At 54.7% G+C, this 22345-nt stretch carries 18 protein-coding genes; all 18 read right to left on the minus strand.

The window, feature by feature from the left end; genetic code table 11:
* Nucleotides 1-17 precede the first annotated feature (17 nt).
* Nucleotides 18-1091: a recombinase RecA gene (gene recA, locus ACZ5BI_RS05920; protein ID WP_024058527.1), complete on the minus strand. Its 1074-nt coding sequence runs from the start codon at nt 1089-1091 to the stop codon at nt 18-20.
* Between the two features lie 274 nt (nt 1092-1365).
* Complete coding sequence (locus ACZ5BI_RS05925; protein WP_278619452.1) at nt 1366-1620, minus strand: DUF3046 domain-containing protein; 255 nt, start codon at nt 1618-1620, stop codon at nt 1366-1368.
* Nucleotides 1621-1624: 4 nt separating this feature from the next.
* Complete coding sequence (locus ACZ5BI_RS05930; RefSeq protein ID WP_024058525.1) at nt 1625-1945, minus strand: helix-turn-helix domain-containing protein; 321 nt, start codon at nt 1943-1945, stop codon at nt 1625-1627.
* 177 nt (nt 1946-2122) lie between these two features.
* Nucleotides 2123-3391, minus strand: coding sequence for a CDP-diacylglycerol--glycerol-3-phosphate 3-phosphatidyltransferase (gene pgsA / locus ACZ5BI_RS05935; protein WP_464895849.1), 1269 nt, complete (start codon nt 3389-3391; stop codon nt 2123-2125).
* A 50-nt stretch (nt 3392-3441) separates the two neighbouring features.
* Nucleotides 3442-5955 (minus strand): FtsK/SpoIIIE family DNA translocase, encoded by a 2514-nt coding sequence (locus tag ACZ5BI_RS05940; RefSeq protein ID WP_464895850.1) that lies wholly within the window; start codon nt 5953-5955, stop codon nt 3442-3444.
* A gap of 102 nt (nt 5956-6057) precedes the next feature.
* Nucleotides 6058-6996 carry a PfkB family carbohydrate kinase gene (locus ACZ5BI_RS05945; protein ID WP_278338659.1) on the minus strand — a complete coding sequence of 313 codons (939 nt, stop codon included), beginning with the start codon at nt 6994-6996 and terminating at the stop codon, nt 6058-6060.
* Between the two features lie 41 nt (nt 6997-7037).
* Nucleotides 7038-10364: a bifunctional lysylphosphatidylglycerol synthetase/lysine--tRNA ligase LysX gene (gene lysX / locus ACZ5BI_RS05950; protein WP_412585389.1), complete on the minus strand. Its 3327-nt coding sequence runs from the start codon at nt 10362-10364 to the stop codon at nt 7038-7040.
* On the minus strand, nt 10365-12056 hold the full coding sequence (locus tag ACZ5BI_RS05955) for a ribonuclease J (protein WP_464895851.1): 1692 nt from the start codon (nt 12054-12056) through the stop codon (nt 10365-10367).
* A 176-nt stretch (nt 12057-12232) separates the two neighbouring features.
* Nucleotides 12233-13135: a 4-hydroxy-tetrahydrodipicolinate synthase gene (gene dapA / locus ACZ5BI_RS05960; RefSeq protein WP_316086393.1), complete on the minus strand. Its 903-nt coding sequence runs from the start codon at nt 13133-13135 to the stop codon at nt 12233-12235.
* A 63-nt stretch (nt 13136-13198) separates the two neighbouring features.
* Nucleotides 13199-13768, minus strand: coding sequence for an N-acetyltransferase family protein (locus ACZ5BI_RS05965; RefSeq protein ID WP_464895852.1), 570 nt, complete (start codon nt 13766-13768; stop codon nt 13199-13201).
* A gap of 1 nt (nt 13769) precedes the next feature.
* The gene (gene dapB / locus ACZ5BI_RS05970) at nt 13770-14480 is read right to left on the minus strand and encodes a 4-hydroxy-tetrahydrodipicolinate reductase (RefSeq protein WP_464896786.1); all 711 of its coding nucleotides are present in this window, start codon (nt 14478-14480) and stop codon (nt 13770-13772) included.
* A gap of 46 nt (nt 14481-14526) precedes the next feature.
* The gene (locus ACZ5BI_RS05975) at nt 14527-15009 is read right to left on the minus strand and encodes a hypothetical protein (protein WP_464895853.1); all 483 of its coding nucleotides are present in this window, start codon (nt 15007-15009) and stop codon (nt 14527-14529) included.
* Between the two features lie 9 nt (nt 15010-15018).
* Nucleotides 15019-16338, minus strand: a complete 1320-nt coding sequence (locus tag ACZ5BI_RS05980) for a M16 family metallopeptidase (RefSeq protein ID WP_464895854.1) — start codon at nt 16336-16338, stop codon at nt 15019-15021.
* 45 nt (nt 16339-16383) lie between these two features.
* Entirely contained in the window at nt 16384-16803 is a 420-nt protein-coding gene (locus ACZ5BI_RS05985; RefSeq protein WP_464895855.1) for a hypothetical protein, read from the minus strand.
* 71 nt (nt 16804-16874) lie between these two features.
* Nucleotides 16875-19241 (minus strand): polyribonucleotide nucleotidyltransferase, encoded by a 2367-nt coding sequence (locus ACZ5BI_RS05990; protein ID WP_464896787.1) that lies wholly within the window; start codon nt 19239-19241, stop codon nt 16875-16877.
* A gap of 204 nt (nt 19242-19445) precedes the next feature.
* The gene (rpsO, locus tag ACZ5BI_RS05995) at nt 19446-19715 is read right to left on the minus strand and encodes a 30S ribosomal protein S15 (RefSeq protein WP_024058511.1); all 270 of its coding nucleotides are present in this window, start codon (nt 19713-19715) and stop codon (nt 19446-19448) included.
* A gap of 350 nt (nt 19716-20065) precedes the next feature.
* Nucleotides 20066-21469: a DUF2252 domain-containing protein gene (locus ACZ5BI_RS06000; protein WP_464895856.1), complete on the minus strand. Its 1404-nt coding sequence runs from the start codon at nt 21467-21469 to the stop codon at nt 20066-20068.
* 223 nt (nt 21470-21692) lie between these two features.
* Entirely contained in the window at nt 21693-22205 is a 513-nt protein-coding gene (locus ACZ5BI_RS06005) for a hypothetical protein (protein WP_464895857.1), read from the minus strand.
* Between the last annotated feature and the right edge of the window lie 140 nt (nt 22206-22345).

Below are 22345 nucleotides of genomic sequence, written 5' to 3' on the forward strand. Positions count from 1 at the left end.
GCTGAAGCTAAATAGCCCTACTTGTCACTAGCGGCAGCATCATCTGCGGGATCTTCGGCAGCGTCCTCTCCGATAATGCCCACGGCTTTCAAAATCTTTTCTTCGATTTCATCCGCTAGTTCCGCATTATCCTTCAAATACTGCCGTACGTTTTCTTTCCCTTGCCCCAATTGGTCGCCCTCATAGGTGTACCAGGCTCCTGATTTACGCACGATTGCCAGATCGGTAGCCAAGTCGATAATCGAGGCTTCGCGAGAGATCCCTTCCCCGTACATCAGGTCAAACTCAGCAGTCTTGAAAGGCGGAGCCATCTTGTTTTTTACTACTTTCGCGCGGGTACGCGAACCAATCGGTCCCGAAGAATCCTTTAAGGTTTCAATCCGGCGCACATCAATGCGCACCGAGGCATAGAACTTCAGGGCTTTACCCCCGGTAGTGGTTTCCGGAGAGCCGAAGAAAACCCCGATCTTTTCCCGCAACTGGTTAATGAAGATCGCGGTGGTGCCGGTGGCAGACAGCGCTCCCGTCATTTTCCGCAGCGCCTGGCTCATTAGGCGCGCCTGAAGGCCTACATGGGAGTCTCCCATTTCCCCATCGATTTCTGCTTTGGGAACCAGCGCTGCTACCGAGTCGATAACTAAAATATCGATTCCCCCCGAGCGCACCAGCATATCGGCGATTTCTAAAGCCTGTTCCCCGGTATCAGGCTGGGCAACCAAGAGTTCATCCGTATTGACTCCTAGTTTTTTGGCGTATTCGGGGTCGAGGGCGTGCTCAGCATCAATAAAAGCGGCATTCCCACCGGCCTTTTGAGCCGCCGCTACCGCGTGCAGAGCTACAGTGGTTTTACCGGAAGACTCCGGACCGTAAATCTCGATAATTCGTCCCCGAGGTAATCCCCCGACCCCCAGGGCGATATCTAAAGCCACAGAACCAGTTGAGATGACCTCCACCTGGCGATGGGTGTTTTCCCCTAGGCGCATCACTGAGCCCTTACCGAATTGCTTATCTATCGCGGCTAGCGCCATATCTAAGGCTTGTTCCCGGTTTCCGCCTGTGCTTACTTGCCGTTTTGCAGTCTTTTTTGCCATGGTGTCTATCCTTCCTGGTTCTCTCCGAACTATTACTGGGCTGGCCTGGGTTTTACCTTGGGGTACCCCTCTCCGAGGCTCCAAGCTAACGCTACGTACGGCCAATTACGTTTAACAGCTTGGCGATAATCCGTAAGGGAAAAATCACCGACTGCGCGTCTGAGTACAACTGTACCTAGCGAACAGATGTTCGACAAAATGAAATGCGGAGGAAGAAAAATATAAGCCGGCTAAAAACTATTAACTGGGGCGCCAATACCCCCTATTTTCCCCGTTAAGTTCTTAATAATCCTTGACGCGCGAGTTCATTTAAAGTTCTCCGATCAGCGCGATGGATAAAACGCAGCTGTGGATCACTATCGGTTTGCGTCAATAGGCAGTCCCAAATTTGCTGGGGATCTTTCCCTGAGGCTAAAGCCTGCTCGGCAGTGGAGTGCAAATCAGGTAAGTATAAATCTGAAAGTAAAGACGCCCCGAAAGCCGATCCAAAAACGGCTTTCAGGGCAAAGTCGAACTCTGAGCGTTTCACCAGGCTAGACTACCGAATGTACCGGCACTTCTGGCACCTGGCGACGCACGGAGAGCCCCTCTGCTACCGCTACTCGTAACGAAACTTCCCGCAGCACCATTGCCATCGGCACCTCGAGAGCGTTACAAATCGCGGCTAATAGTTCCGAAGAAGCTTCTTTTTGCCCGCGCTCTACCTCAGAAAGATATCCCAAAGACACCTGGGCACTGGTGGAAACTTCTCTTAAGGTGCGTCCCTGGGATCGGCGTACCATCCGTAGAACTTGCCCAATCTCTTCGCGCAGCAACGGAGTCTTGTTCCCCGAATCTTTGCTTGTCATATCCATAGCATATCCCCCTATCTGCTGCCCGTGCCCGGATTTCCCATCCTGATGGAACCCGGCCGGTGTCTTTTGATACTCTCTTGCATTCACACTGGTTCCAACACCATCTTCGCGGGATTCATTCCAAATATCGACAAAGAGTGCCAGTGTTCACGGCTAAGTGACCTACGTGACTATAAACTATTGATTCATTTGCCGCCGCAGCTGCGAACGGGTCATTGCGAACCGAGGCGTTTCCTCGTGCGTTTCCTCTTGTGCTAGCCCGGACGCTTCTGGCTCTGAACTTTCCTCCGTAGTCTCTGGCTCGCTGCTGGGCGTAAGGCTAGTGCTGGCCGCCGACAAATCTGGGATTCTCCCGGGAGACGGGGAGTGCTGGTTATCCCGCGAACTATCTTGTTGCTCATCGTGGGGTGCGGCTTCTCCCCCAACCTTTTGCGCCTGCCGGGCTCGGCGCGTACGCCGCGAAGGAAACTTGGCGGCACGGTCTCCTCCCCTCTGGGGCTCGCCTTCTTTATCCTTTGAAGAGGCAGCTCCAAGGGTCTCCTCAAGGGAAACCGAGGCCTCTTCCTCCCGGTCTTTCGGATCGCTTACCTCTGGTTCATCTGCCGTTGCAGCTGCCGCCCGATCCGCTGTGGCTTCCTGCGCTTTGGGCTCTTTGCGTCGGGCAGCGCGCTTTGCCCGCGGTTCCCAGGTTTTCTTAGCTTCTAGAGCATCTTCATCTGGGAGATGTGCATTATCAGCTCCTTGCCCACCTTTGCCGAGCTTTCCAGTATCCGCGTCAGCCTTAGCTAGCGAGGTATTTTTCTCGCTCTTATCGCCACCGCCTGCTACTTTAGCTTGTTCTTTTTGATTGTCGTGAGCATCCAGGAAGTAGACCAGTCCCGAAAGTACCGTGGCCACGAAAGCAGCAATCAAAACCGCAATCGCCAGGTACATAATCACCACACCCACCTGAGTGTTAAACGGGTAGCAAATCCCCGCTAGCATCCACAAGAAGACCATTAGGATCTGCAAGCTGGTCTTGATTTTCCCGCCTTTAGAGGCAGGCAAAACTACTCCCGAACGCAGCAGATACATACGCAGGAGAGTAACCGCCACCTCCCGTAGAATCACGACTGCAGTGAACCACCACCACAGGTTCTGGAATAGGGAGAGTAAAACGAAAGCCGAAATCATCAGCGCTTTATCCGCGATCGGGTCAACTAGCTTCCCAAAATCACTCACCACCTGCCAGCGGCGCGCCAGTTTTCCGTCTAGATGATCGGTATAGGAAGCTATACAAAAGACCACCAGAGACACAATTAGTAGGGATACTGACCCCCGCATATGCTGCATAATCATCAAGGCGATAAAAACTGGCACCAAGATAATTCGCGCAATTGTTAGGGCATTTGGAATTATTTGCCGCCACTTTTCCGATGAAGCTGCGGGTTTTTCTTTGCTTTCCATCAACTACTACTCTAATAGATTTTTACGCTCTAAAAACGCATTATAGGTGCTTAGCGTCCGGTAAGCTCCCAGGCGTCCTCGCTGCTTTCGGCTTCCACTTCCTCTAAGGGGACTTCTTCTGCGCTGCCGCTCATCCCTTCCGAGGACGTGTCCGCAGGTGGAACCGTGGGCTTTTCTCCGCGCAACATCGCTAACACTTCGGGAAGTTGCTCTGGAGAAACTAACACTTCCCGAGCTTTGGAGCCCCGAGAAGGCCCTACGATTTCTCGCGATTCAAGCAGATCCATTAGCCTGCCCGCCCGGGCGAACCCTACCCGCAATTTGCGTTGCAGCATGGAAGTCGAACCTAGTTGGGTGTTAATCACTAGTTGCGCGGCCTCTAGCAGGTCATCCAAATCGTCACCGATATCTTCGGCAACTTTGGGTTTGTCCTCTTCTTTGACGATTACATCCTCGCGATATTCCGGACTCATCTGGGATTTGACCGAATCGACGACCCGTTGAATCTCGTCCTCACCTACCCAGGCCCCTTGAATACGCATCGGCTTCGCGGTTCCTGCCGGCAGATAGAGAGAGTCACCCTGACCGATTAGCGCTTCAGCGCCCCCCTGATCCAAAATAGTGCGCGAATCCGTAATAGAGGAGGTGGCGAAAGCTAAGCGGGACGGGATATTAGCTTTGATAATACCGGTCACTACGTCTACCGAGGGACGCTGGGTGGCCACTACCAGGTGAATCCCGGCGGCTCGTCCTAGCTGGGTAATCCGCTGGATAGAGGCTTCTACGTCCCGGGGAGCGACCATCATCATATCGGCTAGCTCGTCTACCACGATCAACAGATAAGGGTAGGGACTGATTTCCCGCTCAGACCCAGGTGGGGGCACAACTTCGCCTGCCCGCACTGCCTGGTTGAAAGAATCGATATGTTTATGCCCAAAATTGGCCATGTCGTTATAGCGGTGATCCATCTCTTTAACCGCCCATTCCAGGGCTTCTGCCGCCTTCTTGGGATCGGTGATAATCGGGGTAATCAGATGGGGGATCCCCTGATAGATAGTGAGCTCCACCCGCTTGGGGTCAACTAGAATCAACCGCACCTGCTCGGGGGTAGCCCGCATCAACAGGGAAGTAATCATCGAGTTTACAAAAGAAGATTTACCCGAACCGGTGGCTCCCGCTACCAAAAGGTGAGGAGTCTTTGCCAGGTTAGTAACTACGTATCCGCCCTCAACGTCTTTGCCCACTCCGACCATTAGCGGATGAGCTGAGCGGTGGGCCGCAGCCGAACGTAGCACGTCGCCAAGCGCCACAATCTCGCGATCGGTATTCGGAATTTCGATCCCGATCGCACTTTTACCCGGAATCGGGGACAGTATTCGCACATCCGCACTGGCTACCGCGTAAGCGATATTGTTTTTCAGGTTGGTAATCTTCTCTACTTTTACCCCCGGTCCCAGTTCCAGTTCATAACGAGTAACCGTAGGGCCGCGGGAGAATCCGGTAACTTTTACGTCCACTCCGAACTCGGTGAATACTTCTTCCAAGGCAGCAACTACCCGATCATTGGCTTCGGATCGGATCTTATGTGGCTTTCCTTTTACTAGCAGTTCCTCTCCGGGCAGTTCATAGGTTTGCCCATCGGCCAGCTCCATCCCGGTTTCTCCGGTGCCCGGCAGCAACAGCTGGGTTTTTTCTCCCTCATCGGCGTTTTCTGGCATCGGGACGGCTTCGGTACCGCTGAGGACTTTGGTTTCTTCCGCATCCTGGGGCAGCCGCATCCGCGAAGCGCGCGGCTTAGGTTCCGCTTTTGAAGCCGGCGTTTGTGGCGTTTGCGGCTCTAGCACCTGGGTGCCGCTAGCAGTTTCCTCTGCCGACTCGGCTGGCGCTGCCGCCGCCGTCCGCTCCCAGCGTTTCAGCCGGCGGGTGCGGGTAGCAGGAGCCTGTTTATCGGTGTCCTCCACCGCGCTGGTTTCGGTCTCGCCCTCTGTTTCCCCGGCTTCAGGCGACTTCGCAAAGCCGGCTTTAACTCGCTGGGTGAGGGAGCGCATGACCCCTAACACTTGGGAAATAGAAGTATCAGTGGCGATTAGCAGGGAATACAAACCTAAGAGCACCAGTAAAATTACCGCTCCAGGTGCAGAGACTAGGATTTGCAGGGGATGCCCGAAAAGCCATCCCAGAATACCTCCGGATTGTTCAATCGCCGAAAAATTACTTATTGGCGGACTAGCACATGCCACATGGGTAATTCCGGTAACTGCTGCCGCTATCCCGATTGTCCCCAGCAAAATGTGGAGGTGGGATTCTTCGGGGGCGCGGTTGCGAAAGAGGCTAATCGCCGCCCCTACCAAAATGATCGGGGCAAGGATGCTGTACATACCCAGCAGACCCGCCGCTAGATGATGCAAAGCTCGGGTTGCTAGCGCATCCATGGCGAACCATTCCGTTAACGCCGACATCGTAGCTAAAGCAATAAGTAAGAACGCCACCCCATCACGCATCCGGGAGCTATCTTTAACGGAAGAGGAGGACTCAAGCTTCTTATTATTTTTTTTCGCAACCATAACACTGGCACTCTACCCTTACAGACTCATCTGGCGCTGATTGCCACGCCGCCGGCAACTCGCTTCCCAGTTCAAGGGGGATTAGCTTTTAGAAAAAAGTTGCTAGCGGTAGGCAGGAACTTCGCTTAGTCGCTGCTCTATTTCTGACTCGCTGGGGCAGGTGTCGTTTCCGTGTTTTTCTGCCGCCATAGCTCCGGCAACATTGGCGCGTTCTATAGCCTCAAATGGATCAAGTCCTTTGACCAAGCTCGCCAGCAACACCCCGGTGTGGGCTGATCCGACTCCCAAAGTATCAGCCACTTTGATACTCAGCGAGGGCACCATGGTTTGCCGGTCAGCATCTATTATCTTTGCCCCATAGGAGCCAATTCTCTCCACCACCCAAGCTGATTCGGGCAGCTTTTCTGCAACATACCCGCAGGTCAAATGACCCACTGATCCGGGTAAGAACTGGGATTCGTATTCGTTGCAAGTAAGCACATCAACGTGGGGCAATACCTCGGAAACGCAGTGGGGATCGATCTGGGAAATCTGGGGAGTGGCAGCCATAACCACTTTTACCTGATCCGGCAAGGAAGGAAGCCATTGGGAAAGCGCTGCTCGATACGAGGTGTGGGTGAGATCTCCGGCTGAAATATAAACTACGTCTCCCGGATGCATCGAAACTTTGTCTAGCTCGCGACCAGAAATATCTATTTCCACCCCGGTGGTGAGCACCGAAGCATAGTATCCTCCCTCTTCAATCATCTGAATTTTCATCCCGATATCGCCCACCACTTCTACTGTGCGGGTCTCGATATTTGCCTCTCTGAGCACTTGTCTCGCTTGGGTAGAGTTAGGGCCAGTGCCCAGGCAAGACATATTGATTACCTCTACTCCTTGCCGAGCAGCGGCCAACATCACTTCCGCCGACTCCCCCACTCCCGGGCGCTTCGCGCTACCAAGAACGGTGGTTCCCCTCTCGGGCAATCGCGACACTTTCAACGGTAGAGTCAAAACCACCGCCGCTACCGACACCAGCTTGTTTTTTTCTTCCGCCATTTCGCCACCCAACCTTTTTCCTTAGCACCAAAATTTGGTTATTAATTCCTAGGTTTAACAAACGGGAAGGCTAGCACCTGCCGAATATCGCAGCCCATCAGCATCATTGCCATCCGATCCATTCCCAGTCCTAGTCCTCCTAAGGGGGTCATCCCCAGTTCTAAACAGTTTAAGAAGTCTTCGTCTAAGCTCATGGCTTCCGGATCTCCGGCGGCTGCCGCGAGCGACTGCTGAGTAAAGCGTTCCCGCTGGTCACGGGGGTCAGTTAGTTCGCTATACGCAGTTCCCAGTTCCATCCCGAACGCCACCAGATCCCAGCGTTCAGCCAGGCGGGGATCGCTGCGGTGTCTGCGGGTAAGCGGAGAGGACTCCACCGGGAAATCACAGTAGAAGGTAGGTTTAATTGTGCGCGCCTCTACCAGGTCGTCATATAGCGTCCCCAGCAAGGTGCCACTATTGGCGCCCGGCGGCGGAGTCAGGTGGTGCTGCAGGCACAGGCTACGCAGCTCCTCTTCCCCGGTGTCGGGGGTAACCACGGTTCCCACGGCCTCAGATACCGCATCAAAAACCGAGATTACCCGCCAATCGCCAGAAATATCGACCTCCACGAACTCCACTTCGCCGCTTTCATCGCTAGTTTCGGACGATCCTGCCGGGCGCAGAGCGATTTCTTTTCCATGAATTGCGCGGGCCGCTGCCTGGTAAAGCTGACGGGTAAGGGTCATCATTTCGCGGTAGTCAGAACCGGCTTTATAGACCTCTAAGGAGGTGAACTCGGGGTTGTGAGTCGCGTCCGCGCCCTCGTTCCTAAAGGAGCGCCCCATCTCGAAGATTGCCCCCATCCCCGCTATAGCCAGGCGTTTTAAATACAGTTCCGGGGCTATCCGCAAGAACATATTCACCTGGTAGGCATTGGAGTGAGTAACGAAGGGACGGGCATTAGCTCCGCCTTGCACCGCCTGCAGCATGGGGGTTTCCACCTCCAAATAGCCGCGGTCTATCAGTTCTTTACGCACCGCACTTAATGCCCGCGAACGCGCCTGCAGCTGGCGCATTGCGGTCGCGTCATTGAGCAAAGTCATAGTGCGTTCGCGGGTGCGGGTGCCAATGTCTAGCCGGGTAGCCGGATGCGGAATCGGGCGCAGCGCTTTCGCGGCCAGCGTCCAGCTTTCTGCTATCAATGAGGGCGTGCCATTGCGGGAAGCTCCGCACTGGCCGCTCACAACCAGCAGATCTCCTAAGTCCAGCAGTCGTAGGTGGGCGAATTGTTCCGCGCTGAGGTTGCGTAGTTCGAGTACTACCTGCAGATAGGTGCCTTGGTAGTGCAAATCCCAAAACACCACGCCCCCGTGGTTTCGGCGCGCCACAATCCGGCCGAGGGTGCGAACCGCTGTGCCGTTTTCACCCGCTTCTAGGCGGGCTTTCGCTTCCGATAAGGGGATCCCTAAATCGAAACCTGCCGGGAAAGATTCGATTCCCGCGGCACTTAGTTTTTCCACTTTCGCGCGTCGCGATCTTTGTTGCTCACTCAGTTTGACCTGCAGTTTAGCGGCGGTATGCTCGCTGCGCATCGCTTGCAGTTCCTGTAGATACTGGCTATCAACTTCCCATTCAAAGGGTTCACCACGCACGGCGGCCTCTGGTGCGGGCACGAATCCCTCTAGCATTCCCGCTGCTATCAGTGATAATGGCACTAACGGGTCGGAAGAAAAACAAAAATAACGGGGCAACCATTTCGGGTTATACCGGGCGTTGGATTCATATAGCGACTCTAGTTGCCAAAAACGGGAGGCCTTGACAAAGAGGGCGCGCTTGACGCGATCATTAATACTGGCGTCAACGGCTTCGCCCTCCACAAAAACTTCTCTGAACATCGCAAAGTTCAAGGAGAACTGGTCTATGCCTTTTTCGGGCCCTTGCTGCAGCAAGGCGAGCACCATGGCTTCCACTACCCCGTTGACCGCCGATTCTGCCCGGCGCATCAAGTTGAGGGAGACGGCGCGTTGCCCCCAGGGAACGAAGGTGAGCAGGCATTGTAGCTGACCATCTTGGCCTCGCGCGGTTACGATGATTTGCTCGCCCTCTTGCGGAGCGAACATTCTATCGAGGCTCATCGAGAAGCCCCGTTCATTCCCGCGCCGGAAAAGTTCGGCCACCATCGCTACTTCCTGCAGCTGTGCGGGAGTAAGTTCGCTTTGCCTGCAAATCTCGATCTCTACCCCCGCGCGAGCAACTCTTCTTTGAGCAGCTAATAAGGCTCGGCCGGCACTGGAGTTACGTTCAAAACGTTCGGGGATAATAATAGCTTCGTCACCCATTTTGCGTACTCGAAGTCCCTGGTGGCGATAGACACGCGCCCCTTGGGCGCTAGCGGAGATTACCGCTGGAATCCATCCTTGACGGTAACAGTGTGCCTTCCATCTTTGCACCGCATTTTCCCAGGAAGAAGGATCCCCTATGGGATCGCCGGCCGCTAGAGCCACTCCCATAGCTACCCCGTAGGAAACCACTGCTTGCCCATCAGCACTGAAAACTACTGCCCGGTTATCCCGGGTGGCATAATAGCTTAAGGAATCAGCTTTCCCCCATTTGAACAGGAGGGCGCGCAAAGCGAGATCTTCGCTGCGCGTGCGAGCTTGCGCCCGTTGACCGAGAATAAAGCGATTGGCGGCAATCATCATCACCAGGCCGGAAAGCACCATGATGAAGAAGCCCAGACCGCGAAAACCGCTTAGGTGGGCTAGGTGCAAACGGATGGCATTACCGTGGGGCAGTCGCCATCCCGACATTCGGGAAAAGACCCAAAATGCCAACGTTCCACTATCCCAAGTGCGCGGCGCAAGAACCCGAGCCATGATGAACCCCATGCCAAATACCAGCAATTGGCCACTTAGCAGCACTAAGAGGGCTTTCCAGGCGGATCGCGCATTGATTCTTCCCCAAAAGCTACGGGCAGAGGCGAATAAAACTACTACCACAAATGTGGAAAACAGCAGCCGAAACCCCAGGAATAGGCCGACCGTCAGGGTAAGTTCTGGATTCGAGAAAGAAAATAACAGCGCAGTCAGGCTCAGTAAGGCGTGCAGAGTATGCAAAGCGATCAGGACGATAACCCCGATCCGCTTGCGGGAAAAACACAGCAGAGCCAAGAACGCCAATAATACTGCTGCGCCTAAGGTGGCAGTCGAGGGAACCCCGAGCATAGTTAGCACCAGGTAGGTAAAGCGCCCAAATCCGCGGCTACCGCTGTAGCGCAACGGAATCATTACCAGGCAAAATAGCGCGGCAATGGTATAGACCCAACCTAGCCAGGCGGGAACGCGCTGACGCCAAGAAATATCCGACTTTTCTTTTCCAGTTACCCGCATCTAAATCTCCACAACTACCGGTACGATCATGGGGCGACGGCGCAAGCGACGCGCCACCCAACGTCCCAAAGCACGGCGCATCGCCTGTTGCAGGCGATAAGGATCGCTATCGCCTTGATTTAATGCCCTTTGTAATGCTTCGGTCACATCCGGTAGTACTTCCCTAAATACCCCCTCGTCCTCGGCCATTCCCCGAGCAGTGATATGCGGGCCGGCGGCAATAATTTTGGTGGGCACATCTACCGCGGCAAATACGGAAACAAAACCTTCTTCACCCAAAGTCATGCGGTCTTTTAGCTGATCTTCATCGATTTCTCCGATAGATCCGCCGTCAACATATACATATTCGCAATCGACTTGCCCCACTACGCGCGCTTGCCCATCTTTCAGGTCGACTACTACCCCGTCCTCGGCTAAAGCCACATTTTCTTCCGGCACCCCGGTGGATTGGGCGATCCGTCCATTGGCAATCAAATGCCGGATTTCTCCGTGAATCGGCATCACATTCTTGGGTTGCACAATGTTGTAGGTGTAGAGCAGTTCGCCTTCCGCGGCATGTCCGGAAACGTGAACCGCGCGGTTACCTTTATGTACTACATTGGCGCCTTGGCGCATCAGTGCATTTATTACCCGGTAGACTGAGTTTTCATTTCCGGGGATCAGGGAGGAGGCCAGCAGTACGGTATCTTCTGGTTCCAGGGACACTAGGCGGTGTTCCCCTTGGGCAATCCGCGAGAGCGCGGCCATGGGTTCACCTTGGGATCCGGTAACCATCCACACGCGTTTTTCCGGGGGTAGGCGCTTGAGTTCATCCGCGCGCACTACCACTTGTGGATCTAGATCCAGGTAGCCGGCCTGCGCCGCAATGTTCATATTGCGTTCCATGGAACGCCCCGACAGGCACACTTTGCGCCCCACCGCGCGGGCAGCGTCCAGCACTTGTTGCACCCGGTGTACATGGGAGGCGAAGGAGGCTACGATTACTTGCCCGCTAGATTCTGATAGTACCTGGCGGATTACCGGACCGATTTTTCTTTCCGGGGCAATAAAACCGGGAACCTCCGCATTGGTGGAGTCCACTAGGAATAGGTCAACGCCCTCTTCCCCCATACGGGCAAAGGCACGCAGGTCAGTGATCCGTTTATCGAGCGGCAACTGATCCATTTTGTAGTCGCCGGTAACCAGCAGGTTTCCGGCTTTGGTTCGTATCATTACCGCTAGGGCATCGGGTATCGAGTGGGTGACCGCCAAAAATTCGCAAGAAAAAATGTCTAGCTCGATGCGTTCCCCCTCGCGTACCTGGTGCAGATGCGTTGCCGGAAGTCGGTGCTCTTCCAGTTTGGGTCGCAGAAAATCTAAGGTGAGTTGGGAGCCGTAAATGGGAATATCTTCGCGCAGACGCAACAGATAGGGTACCGCCCCGATATGGTCTTCATGACCGTGGGTGAGCACCAGCCCCACTACCTGATCCATACGTCCGTGTAGATAGGAAAAGTCGGGGAGGATCAGGTCAACACCCGGTTGGATTTCTTCGGGGAAGAGCACCCCGCAATCGACAATCAGGATTTTGCCATTGAGTTCGATTACGGTCATGTTCCGTCCGACTTCCCCCAGTCCTCCCAGGGGAACTACCCGGATGGTGTCGGATTTTAGCTTCGGCGGAAAAGAAAGTTCAGGATAAAGCGGATTCACGTGTCTAATTGTTCCGATTTTACCCGCCTATAGCAAACTTCCGCGCTCACGGGGGTGCGATTAGTCCTTCTAGGCAGGTCTTTAAGATAAATCCCCCTGCTAGGCGCCCTCGGCACTCTAGGCCGGTGGGTAAAACCGGTTTCGCGGTCAAAACCGCTAGCAAACCGCGAGCGTTTCTAAAGCAATTCGAAACGTTCCAGGGCGGCGCGCAGCTGGGCGATCTCCTCTTCGCTGGCGGGAGCTAGGGGCAGGCGCAAAGTAGCGGTGGGAATAATTTTTTGTTCGGCGAGGGCGTGCTTGGCCATTACGGCGCCTTGTCCCCCTCCCATTAAGGCTTTCACCAAGGGTTCTAGCTTTAGGGAGAGCTGCAGAGCTCCCTGGTAGTCTCCGTTTTCTACCAGTTGCACCATTTTGCGGTAGCTGGCTCCGGCGACGTGAGCGACCACGCTGATCACCCCCACCGCGCCATGGGTAAGCCAGGAATAGTTCAGGCCATCATCGCCGGAATAGAAAGCCAAGCCGGTTTCGTCTATGCGCCGCGCCCCGACTTCTACTTTGCCGGTAGCATCTTTGACCGCCACAATATTGTCGATCTCTGCCAGACGCATGAGGAGTTCATCACCGATGGCTACCCCGGTTCGTCCGGGAATATCGTAAAGCATAACTGGCAGATCGGTCTGACCAGCCACTTTAGCAAAGTGCTGATACATCCCCTCTTGGGAGGGACGGGAATAATAGGGGCTTACCACTAGGATCGCGTCAGCCCCAGCGGCCTGGGCACTGCGTGCCATTCGCACCGAATGTTCCGTGTCGTTCGATCCCGCCCCGGCAGTAATGTAGAGGTCTTCGCCTACTGCTTGGCGAACTACCTTTATTAACTGTTCTTTTTCATCCAGGTGAGTGGTAGGCGATTCCCCGGTGGTACCCGAAAGTACCAGGTGATCGATTCCTTGATCCACCAGGTGTTTAGCAAGGTTGGCGGCGGCATCGTAGTCTACGGAGCCGTCTGGGTGAAAGGGGGTCACCATTGCTACCCCAACCGGTGCGGGAAGGCGATAAGTACACTCTGCGTTGCTCATGTCCCCACTCTACCCACCCCACTTGGAGATTTTTCTTTCGTCCAAAAAGCGGGCGGGAGGGGTTTATAGGTCAGTAAACCACAGGTGCTGCACCATGGATTCATGCCCTACTTTTAGGCTTTGGCGCAACCCGGCGGGGGCGAATCCGCATTCGTTGAAGAACCGGATTTTTTCTTGGGCTTCGGCAGCTAGCCAAATCTGCAGCCGGCTAGCCCCGGACTTTCGCAACATATCGCCGACCGCATTTACCAGGCGAGAAGCATCGGCCAGGTTCTTTTCCCAATCAGCGACCTCGAGCGCCACGATTTCGGCATCAGCATTTTTTTCGGCTAGCGGGGACTGTTTGGGTTGCACCAGCATTTCGGGGGCGGGGGCAATCGCCGCCATCCCCACTACCTGTCCTTTATTTACCGCGGTGAGCAGGTGATGTTTTGGCGAGGGCGGGCTAAATAACGCCTGCTGCCAGGCTCGCGTAATCTGCTCCGGGTCAATAAGCGCTAAGGTTTGCGGACCGATTTGTCCCAGATGGGACTGCAGGTCGGCCTGCATAGCCTGCGCCTGGATGCGTCCCCAGTCAGGTAAATCTTCGCTTTTCGCTAAGCGGACTGTTTCTTCGGCAGAAGGAGCAGTCACTTTAAATCCCTAAATCCATGAGCTTATCCAGCCCCACTGTCAGGGGAGCCGCGGCGGCAACTTTCCGCACAGCCAGCAGCACTCCCGGCATAAAGGAGGAGCGATCAAAACAGTCAGTGCGCAGCCTCAGCTGTTCCCCGGGGTTAGAGAGGATCACTTCCTGGTGCGCGTTAGCCCCTAGCATCCGCAGGGAGTGGATCCCTACATCTCCCACTTTCATGCCGCGCGCCCCCTCGGGATCGGTGGTGGTGGCATCGGGGGCGGGCGGGATATCGGCTTGCTGGCGCGCGGCCGCCATTTGCTGGGCGGTTGCGAGCGCAGTCCCGCTGGGGGCATCTAGTTTTTTCGGATGATGAGTTTCCACGATTTCGGCGGAAGTGAAAAAAGGTGCCGCCAAGCGAGAAAAAGCCATCACCAGTACTGCGGAAAGCGCAAAGTTGGGAGCAATCAATACGTTACGCCCAGTTTCGCGCGCCACTTCCTGGATTTTTACCTGTGCGTCCTCGTCCCACCCTGAGGTACCGACTACCGCATGGGCGCCGGAGCGCAAAATCGCGGCAGTATTGGCAAAACTAGCGCTAGGAATAGTGAACTCCACCGCGACCTCAGCCCCGGCTAAAGTCTGGGAGGTGATCTCATCTTTACTGCCCAAACGGGCAACTAGCTGCAAGTCTGTGGAGTCTGTGATCGCTTGACAAGCGGACTTTCCCATCCGCCCCTGGGCTCCGACCACAGCGACTTTCAGTTTTTCGCTCACTCTACTTCACACCCTCTGGTTTATTAGCGTTAATGATTTGGGCTTTATCTGGACACAGGGTTTGCCCTGCTATCTGCAGATTGTTGTACCATTCTTGCCGGAGCTCCGCAGAATCTACTTTGGTGTAAATATCAGACAGCGTTTGTTTATTTGCCGCCGAATCTGGCTGCTTGGTATCGAGCAGTCCGCACAGGGATTGTACTGGCCCCAAAACAATCTCCGCGGTGCGCTGATCGTAGTGGTTCTTTTCCATCACCTGTTTGACGAAGGAGTTTTGCCCTTCCGACAGGTGCTCTTTGGGAGTGAAGGTCACTTCCGGGGTTTGCGAAACTGTCGGGGTAGCAGGCGAGGTCGAGGCCGAACTGGTCACTTTGGGGTTAGTGGCGTTAGAAGTTTTTTCGGGTGCCGGCGACTGCGCGGCGGGGCTGCAGGCGGCAAGCAGCGCTGCTGCGCCAATAACTGGTAAAAGTTTCTTTATTCTCACTCGTTCAGCTTATGCCACCGCCGGGCGTACCACGACTTTCACCTGTGGTAAGCCGAGAAATTGCGCTGCCAGCTCACTAATTTGGGCGCTGCTCACATTTTGTAGGGCAGCGTTTAACTGTTCGATGGTGCGCAAGCGGCCTCCGTTTACTTCCGCGCGCCCCAGACGCGCCATCCGGGCGCGATTATCGTCCATTCCCAGCAGTACTCCCCCGCTGAGCTGCCCTAATGCTTCGGCTAGTTCACCTTCGGGTACTCCGTGCTCGGCGAGTTTTTCTAGTTCTGCCACCAGCAGGTCTCCAACTTGCTCCAAATTATCGGGGGCACACCCGGCGTAGAGGCCGAAGGATCCGCTATCACTATAGGCGGAGTCAAAAGCATAGGTAGAGTAGGCCAGTCCGCGTTTTTCTCGGATCTCTTGGAATAACCGGGAAGACATTCCGCCGGAAAGTACCGTGAGCAACATGCTTAGCGTGTCGCGTTGGGGGTCATTAGCGGGCAGGGAACGGGTTCCGATAAATATTTGCCCCTGTTCCACCGTTTTTTCTACTACGGCGCTGGCGGGCACTGCCGGAGCTGGCTGGGTACGCTGAGGAACTTCCGGATCGGTGCCTGCAGGCAGGGACCAACCGTTTTTACCGGCAGCTTCCAATATTAGTTGTGCCAGGCGGTCATGCTTAATATCACCGGCGGCCGCAACTACCAGGTGGCGGGGCTGATACCAGCGCTGATGATGGGCTTTCACCGCTTCTAAGGGAGTGGCAGCCACGGTTTGCGCGGTGCCACCTACCGGCAGGCCAAGCGGGGAGCTGGGGAATAGCTGACCCAAAAATTTTTCGTAGCCAACATCTTGGGGATCATCTTGGGACATGGCCAGTTCGTCCAGGATAACTGCCCGTTCCAGTTCGAAATCTGGAGACGCCAAAGTGGGGCACGCCAGCATTTCGGTGAGCACTTCTACCGCCATTGGTAGATCACGGGAGAGCACCCGGCAGTAATAGTGGGTAGATTCTTTCGCGGTCGCCGCGTTAAGCTCTCCCCCCACAGCATCGAATGCCCGCGAGATTTGCTTCGCGGTGCGGGTAGCTGAGCCTTTGAACAGCAGGTGTTCTAAGTAATGGGTAGATCCCAAATGATGCGGGCCTTCATCGCGCGAACCTGCCGGAATCCAAAACCCGAGCACTACCGAGGGCGAGGCTGGTACCTGTTGGGTAATCAAGCGGATACCGCCGGGCAGTATCGATCTTTCGATTAGGGTTTCGCCTTCGCTAATACTCAGGCGAGGCGCTTGGGCGGAAAGCGGCAGTTTGTAATCGTATTTTTCAGGCATTTTTCTTTATAGGGTTTGCTTGTTTCTTTAAAGTGTCCCGCCTTGCTACTGGCTGGTGGGGTTTTTAGGGTGCGGTTGTCTTGTTCGGGAGTTGCTTAGCGTCCAGGCGCATGCGCATTGCACCGCGCCAAAGATAGTAAATATCCCGAGGGCGAAGGTCAGTAGTCCCGTTTCGGCGCTGCCGGCGATAGCGGCATAGATGAGGGAAAGGACGGTGAAAACCAGGGCGATTAGGCTAGCGCGAGCCCAAAAACGGCGGGCATCTAATTTAAAAATCAGACGCAAGGTAGCAAGAATCAGTTGAAAGCCGCCAGCTACAGCGGCAAATACCAGAGCCAGAAACCCGGTAAACACGCTTAATAAGCCGGAGTCGGAAGTGGTAGAAACCGACAGTAGGATCAGCGCAAAAAATAGGCACAGGAACAGCAGGCTTCCTGCCACTACCAGGTCGAAGTATCTACGCATCAAGGATTCCTTTTCTGAAATTAAAGGAGGCGAGGGCGAGATTATCTCGCCCTCGCCAACTTAGTTATCGACTATTCGTCGTCATCATCTGATTGCTCTTCGCGGCGATCCTCACGCCGATCATCACGGCGATTGTTGCGATGCCGGCGGCTACGGTTACGAGAGCGACGAGGACGATCTTCATCTTCGGAGCGACGAGATTCCTGTTTAGCTTCGTTTTCAGCTAACGCGGCCTCTTGCTCTTCACTGAGTACCGCTACCAGCGATAGCTTGCCCCGTTCATCGATTTCTTCGATTTCTACCTGAACTTGGTCGCCAACGCCCAGTACGTCCTCTACCTGGTTGATGCGTTTGCCCCCTACCAGGCGACGAATCTGGGAAATATGCAGCAGCCCGTCCTTGCCGGGGGTCAGGGAAATGAAAGCCCCGAAGGAGGTGGTCTTAACCACGGTTCCCACGAAACGCTCCCCTACCTCAGGCATTTGCGGGTTAGCAATCGCGTTGACTGCTGCCCGGGCAGCTTCGGCAGATTCAGCATCAGAGGAAGAAATATAGACAGTACCGTCATCTTCGATAGTTACTTCCGCGCCAGTATCTTCTTGAATCTGGTTAATCATCTTGCCCTTCGGGCCGATGACCTCGCCAATCTTGTCTACCGGCACCTGTACGGTGATGATGCGCGGAGCATAGGGGCTCATTTCGTCCGGTTCTGGAATCGCCTGTTCAATCAGGTTCAAGATTTCCAGGCGGGCTTCCTTAGCCTGAGCTAGCGCACCTTTCAGCACGTCAGAGGGGATACCGTCCAGCTTGGTGTCTAGCTGTAGGGCGGTAATAAAGTCCCGCGTACCGGTGACCTTGAAGTCCATATCCCCAAAGCCGTCCTCGGCTCCCAAAATATCGGTTAGGGTCATGTACTTGGTGGTGCCGTCCTCGTTCGGCTCGCTCATTAGTCCCATGGCAATCCCGGCAACCGGAGCCTTTAGCGGCACGCCCGCATTCAGTAGCGAAATCGTGGAGGCACAAGCCGACCCCATAGATGAGGATCCGTTCGAACCCATAACTTCGGATACCTGGCGGATAGCGTAGGGGAATTCTTCCTTGGAGGGAAGTACCGGCTCTAACGCCATTTCCGCGAGGTGACCGTGCCCGATTTCGCGGCGCTTGGGGCTGCCCACGCGACCGGTTTCACCGGTGCAATAGGGCGGGAAGTTGTATTGATGCATATAGCGCTTGCGGGTCACCGGGCTGAGGTTATCTAGCTGCTGTTCCATCCGCAGCATATTCAGGGTGGTTACCCCCAGCACCTGGGTTTCGCCGCGACGGAAAATCGCGGATCCGTGCAGGCGGGGCAGCACTCCAGCGCGCGCATAGAGCGAGCGAATCTGGTTGGGCTGGCGTCCATCCATCCGCACGCCCTCGTTTAGGGTGCGGGTACGGATTAGCTCTTTTTCGAGGGCGCGGAAAGCGGCTTTGAGCTCTTTCTCGCCCTCGGGGAAACGCTCTTCCAGGTCGGAAAGCATTTGGTCTTTGATTTCGTCAACCCGGTTTTGCCGATCGAGTTTCTCTGCGATCTGTACGGCCTGGTCCAGCTGTTCGCGGCAGTTTTCGGAAACCGCATCCCAGTGTTCGTCCTCAAAGTCTTTAAACAGCGGGAACTCTAGGGTTTCTTTCTGGCACTTGGCCGCTACCTGCGCTTGCGCGCGGCATAGTTCCTTAATGAAAGGTTTAGCGGCTTCCAGACCGGCAGCTACTACATCTTCGGTCGGAGCGGTCTGTCCCTGTTGAATTAGCTCCCAGGTACCTTCGCCGCCGCCGGCTTCTACCATCATAATGGCCACGTCTTCGCCGCCATCAGCGGTTTGAATAACCCGTCCGGCAACCACCATGTTGAAAGTGGAACGCTCGATTTCGCTGTAACGCGGGAAAGCTACCCACTGTCCATCGATTAGGGACAGCCGGGTGCCACCGATTGGCCCGGAGAAGGGCAGACCAGAAATCTGGGTGGACATACTGGCAGCGTTAATGGCTAGCACATCGTAGGCATCATCGGGATGTACGGTCAATACCGTAGCAACCACCTGTACCTCGTTACGCAGCCCTTTTACGAACGAGGGGCGCAACGGACGGTCAATTTGGCGAGCAGCGAGAATCGCTTCCGTGCCAGGGCGTCCCTCGCGCCGGAAGAAGTTTCCGGGGATACGTCCCGCCGCGTATTGGCGTTCTTCCACGTCAACGGTGAGCGGGAAGAAATCAAACTGGTCGCGCGGGTTCTTACCTACCGTAGTGGCAGATAGAACTGTAGTTTCATCATCCAGGTATGCCAGCGCACTGCCGGCAGCCTGTTGGGCGAGTAGGCCAGTTTCGAAGCGCACGGTGCGCTGTCCGAAACGACCGTTATCGATGATTGCCTCGGAGGCAATCACTTCTGGATCGTCCATCATTTTCTTTTATTTACTCCTTGTATTCCATCTTCTAGGGCCGGTGCCCTCCTGAGAGCTATCACCTTGTGATGGGCGGTCAACGATCGAGACCCACGGAGAAAAGCGACTAGAAACTGCTGCGCCTGATCCGGAGGCCACCACCGAAGACCGAAACCGGGGTGATAGCAATTCGGCCCGGCATTAACCGGGCCGATTAGCAAACTATTTACGCAAACCTAAACGAGCGATCAGGGAACGGTAACGTTCAATATCGATGTCTTTTAGGTAACCGAGTAGGCGACGACGCTGCCCTACCAGCAGCATTAAGCCGCGGCGGGAGTGGTGGTCGTGCGCATGAGTTTTGAAGTGTTCAGTTAAATCTTTAATCCGCTTGGATAGTAGCGCGATCTGAACCTCAGGCGAACCCGTATCACCGGGATGGGTCGCATATTCTTCCATAATCTTGGCTTTTTCTTCTTTACTCAGTGCCACTGGGTTCTCCTTTACTTCTACTTGTTGCACGGAGCTCCGGGGCAGTTTCACCCGGGCATGACGCATCCGTGGCCGGCTTGTAACGGCTTTTCTAGCCTAACATTATCGCTGCTGGCAATCCTATTTTGGCGCTGGTGAACTAGGACACGCGCAAGCGGGGCTAAAGCGGAGGTAGCGAGGACGAGGGTGCAAGTACCGTGTGGGCTACGCGCGGGAGCTTGGTTTTTCCTCCCGCCCAAGAATTCGGAAAAAGACCGCAGGCATTTTCCGAATTCTTATGCCCACCGCGCCTGCTCGGATAAAACCAAGGCTCCGCGCTGAACCTGAGCACGTTCTCCTTCCGACTTCATTCAGCCTGCGCGGAAGGCACTTCCCATTTCGCCCTCGGGCTGGGGCATCCGGCCGTCTTTGATGGCTCGCAAGAATTCGGCGTGGTCGGCCTCGGTCTGGTCGGCGTAGACGCGGGCGAAGGTGGCGAAGGCTTGTCCCGGTTTATCCGATTTTCCTAGGTAGCCGGCGATCTTGGAAGCGCCGTGGGTACGCGCGTGACCTTTCGCCAGTAGCAGCCCTACGATTCCCGCATAGTCGCATAGGGATTTGGCTCCCAGGCGATCTAGGGGCACGGTTCCTTTCATATTGCGGAACTGGCGCACATAGTATTGCCGCTCCCCTACGCTCGCCCAGCCTAACAGCGGGTCAGATACGGTTTGCAGCGCTTTTTGATATTCAGCTACTCGCTGCCCCTGGTGGGAGTGCCATTCTTTGGAGCCGTGCACATATTGGGCGAGTACCGAACGCCGCGCCTGTTTGAGCTGTAGGAAGATTACGTCCGTGGGGGTAGATCCTTGTAATAGCGCGATATAGGCGCGCAAACCTACTGAGCCTACGCCTACTACCCGCTGCGCGATATCGACCAGGGTGTATCCGCCTAGCACTCGCGCCCATTGCGCGGGAATAGTATGCAGATATTCGTCGAGGGCGCGCGCCAGGTTATCCCAATCATCTTGAGGAATTTGGGTGGTTAGCGGAGGTTCGGGGGTAATTTTCAGGCTTCCTGCGGATTCTTGGGCAAACTTGGGCAGTGCCCGATCCGAGGTGCGTTTCATAGCTTTGGCCGCGGCGCGCTCGATCTCTTTTGCCAACTTGGGCGTTAGCTCTCTAGAGGTAAGTTTCTCCAGGTCAATCCGGTTGAAGGCGCGTTCAAAGAGGGGGCGTCCCGCCAGCAGACTAATTTCGTCCCGGTAGGCGTTTACGCAGGCAATCACGGCATCGGAGCATTTGGATTCGGAGAGATTATTTTCCCGCCCCGCCACATGGATGGAGGCAGTCAGGCGGCGCAGGTCCCATTCCCAACTGCCGGTATGTGCCTCGTCGAAGTCGTTGAGATCCATCACCAGTTCCCCTTCGGGAGAACGGTAAAATCCGAAGTTTCCTAGGTGGGAATCCCCGCATACTACCGGTTGAATCCCGGTGGAAGGCAAGGCAGCGGAGTCGGCGGCTTGTACTACCGCGGCTCCCCGCAAGAATCCGTAGGGCGAGGACGCCATCCGCCCTACCCGGATGGGGATCAGATTTTCCACTCTGCCCTGGTGGGAGGCTTGGATAAGGGCGATGGGGTCACGATCTGGCGCCGGCACCCAGGCTGCCAGGGAACTGAAGGGAACGGTTTCGCGCAGCGAGCGTCCGTATTGATAGCGCTCTTCGCGCGATTCAGGAGGAGCGAGTAAGGAACGATATTGCACCGGAATATTCACGTTCTAAACTTTATATTCTTTAGCTGTCCTTGGCAGATATTTACACGTTTTCGCTAGTAAAAAACGGCGCTAGCAGCGGTGCTGGAGGTAGCCTTCGTGACGCTGGGAACCGCCTTCACCAGTTATCCGGAAAATCCGGATAACTGCTGTCAGACCAAGACCCTCCGCCAACTATCCGGATTTTCCGGTATCAAAACAAAAGCGCTAGCCTGCATAACACCAATTATTTTCGCCTTTGACTCGCTTTATTACTATGGAAATTCTTCTTCCCTAGCGTGGCTCGAATAAAATCAGCACAGACCTCGGTAAGGGGATCCCCGATAGCTTTCTTGTAGTCAAAACCAAGCAATTGCATTGCTTTTAAAGTATCAACGGAAAGAATTGAACTCAAAGCTTGTACGCTCTCGTCATTGGAATCAATTTCATTTTCTGGTGCGAAATTCTCCAGGATTTTAATACAACTATCCAGAGTAGCTTGCAAATGCTTGATATCCTTATCTGTTATTTCATACCTATTCAATTCAGATTGATATGCATTTGCAATTGAGATAAGCTCTCCTCGTTCTCTCACTAAATTATTAATAATTTCTTCGTAGTCGTTACAAACTATATTAATATCCTTTTTTCTCCGTATCGATTTAAATTTAGCAGCCGCTTGTTGCGCCACATTTTTTGCCCCTAAAATTGCAAGTTGAGTTGCTAAATCGACAAAATCTTTACTTATTTCACTAGTCATAAAACACCTTTATCTTATTTAAAATGAGTACATAACGTACTACAAATTTAACTGATTATAAGAAATATTCAGCACGAATCGCAGTCCGCTAATGTTCTAAATATTAACAACGACTATGCACGCTTTACTCGCACAGCCGA

It is taken from the genome of Varibaculum sp. GTC20041 (assembly GCF_055387755.1).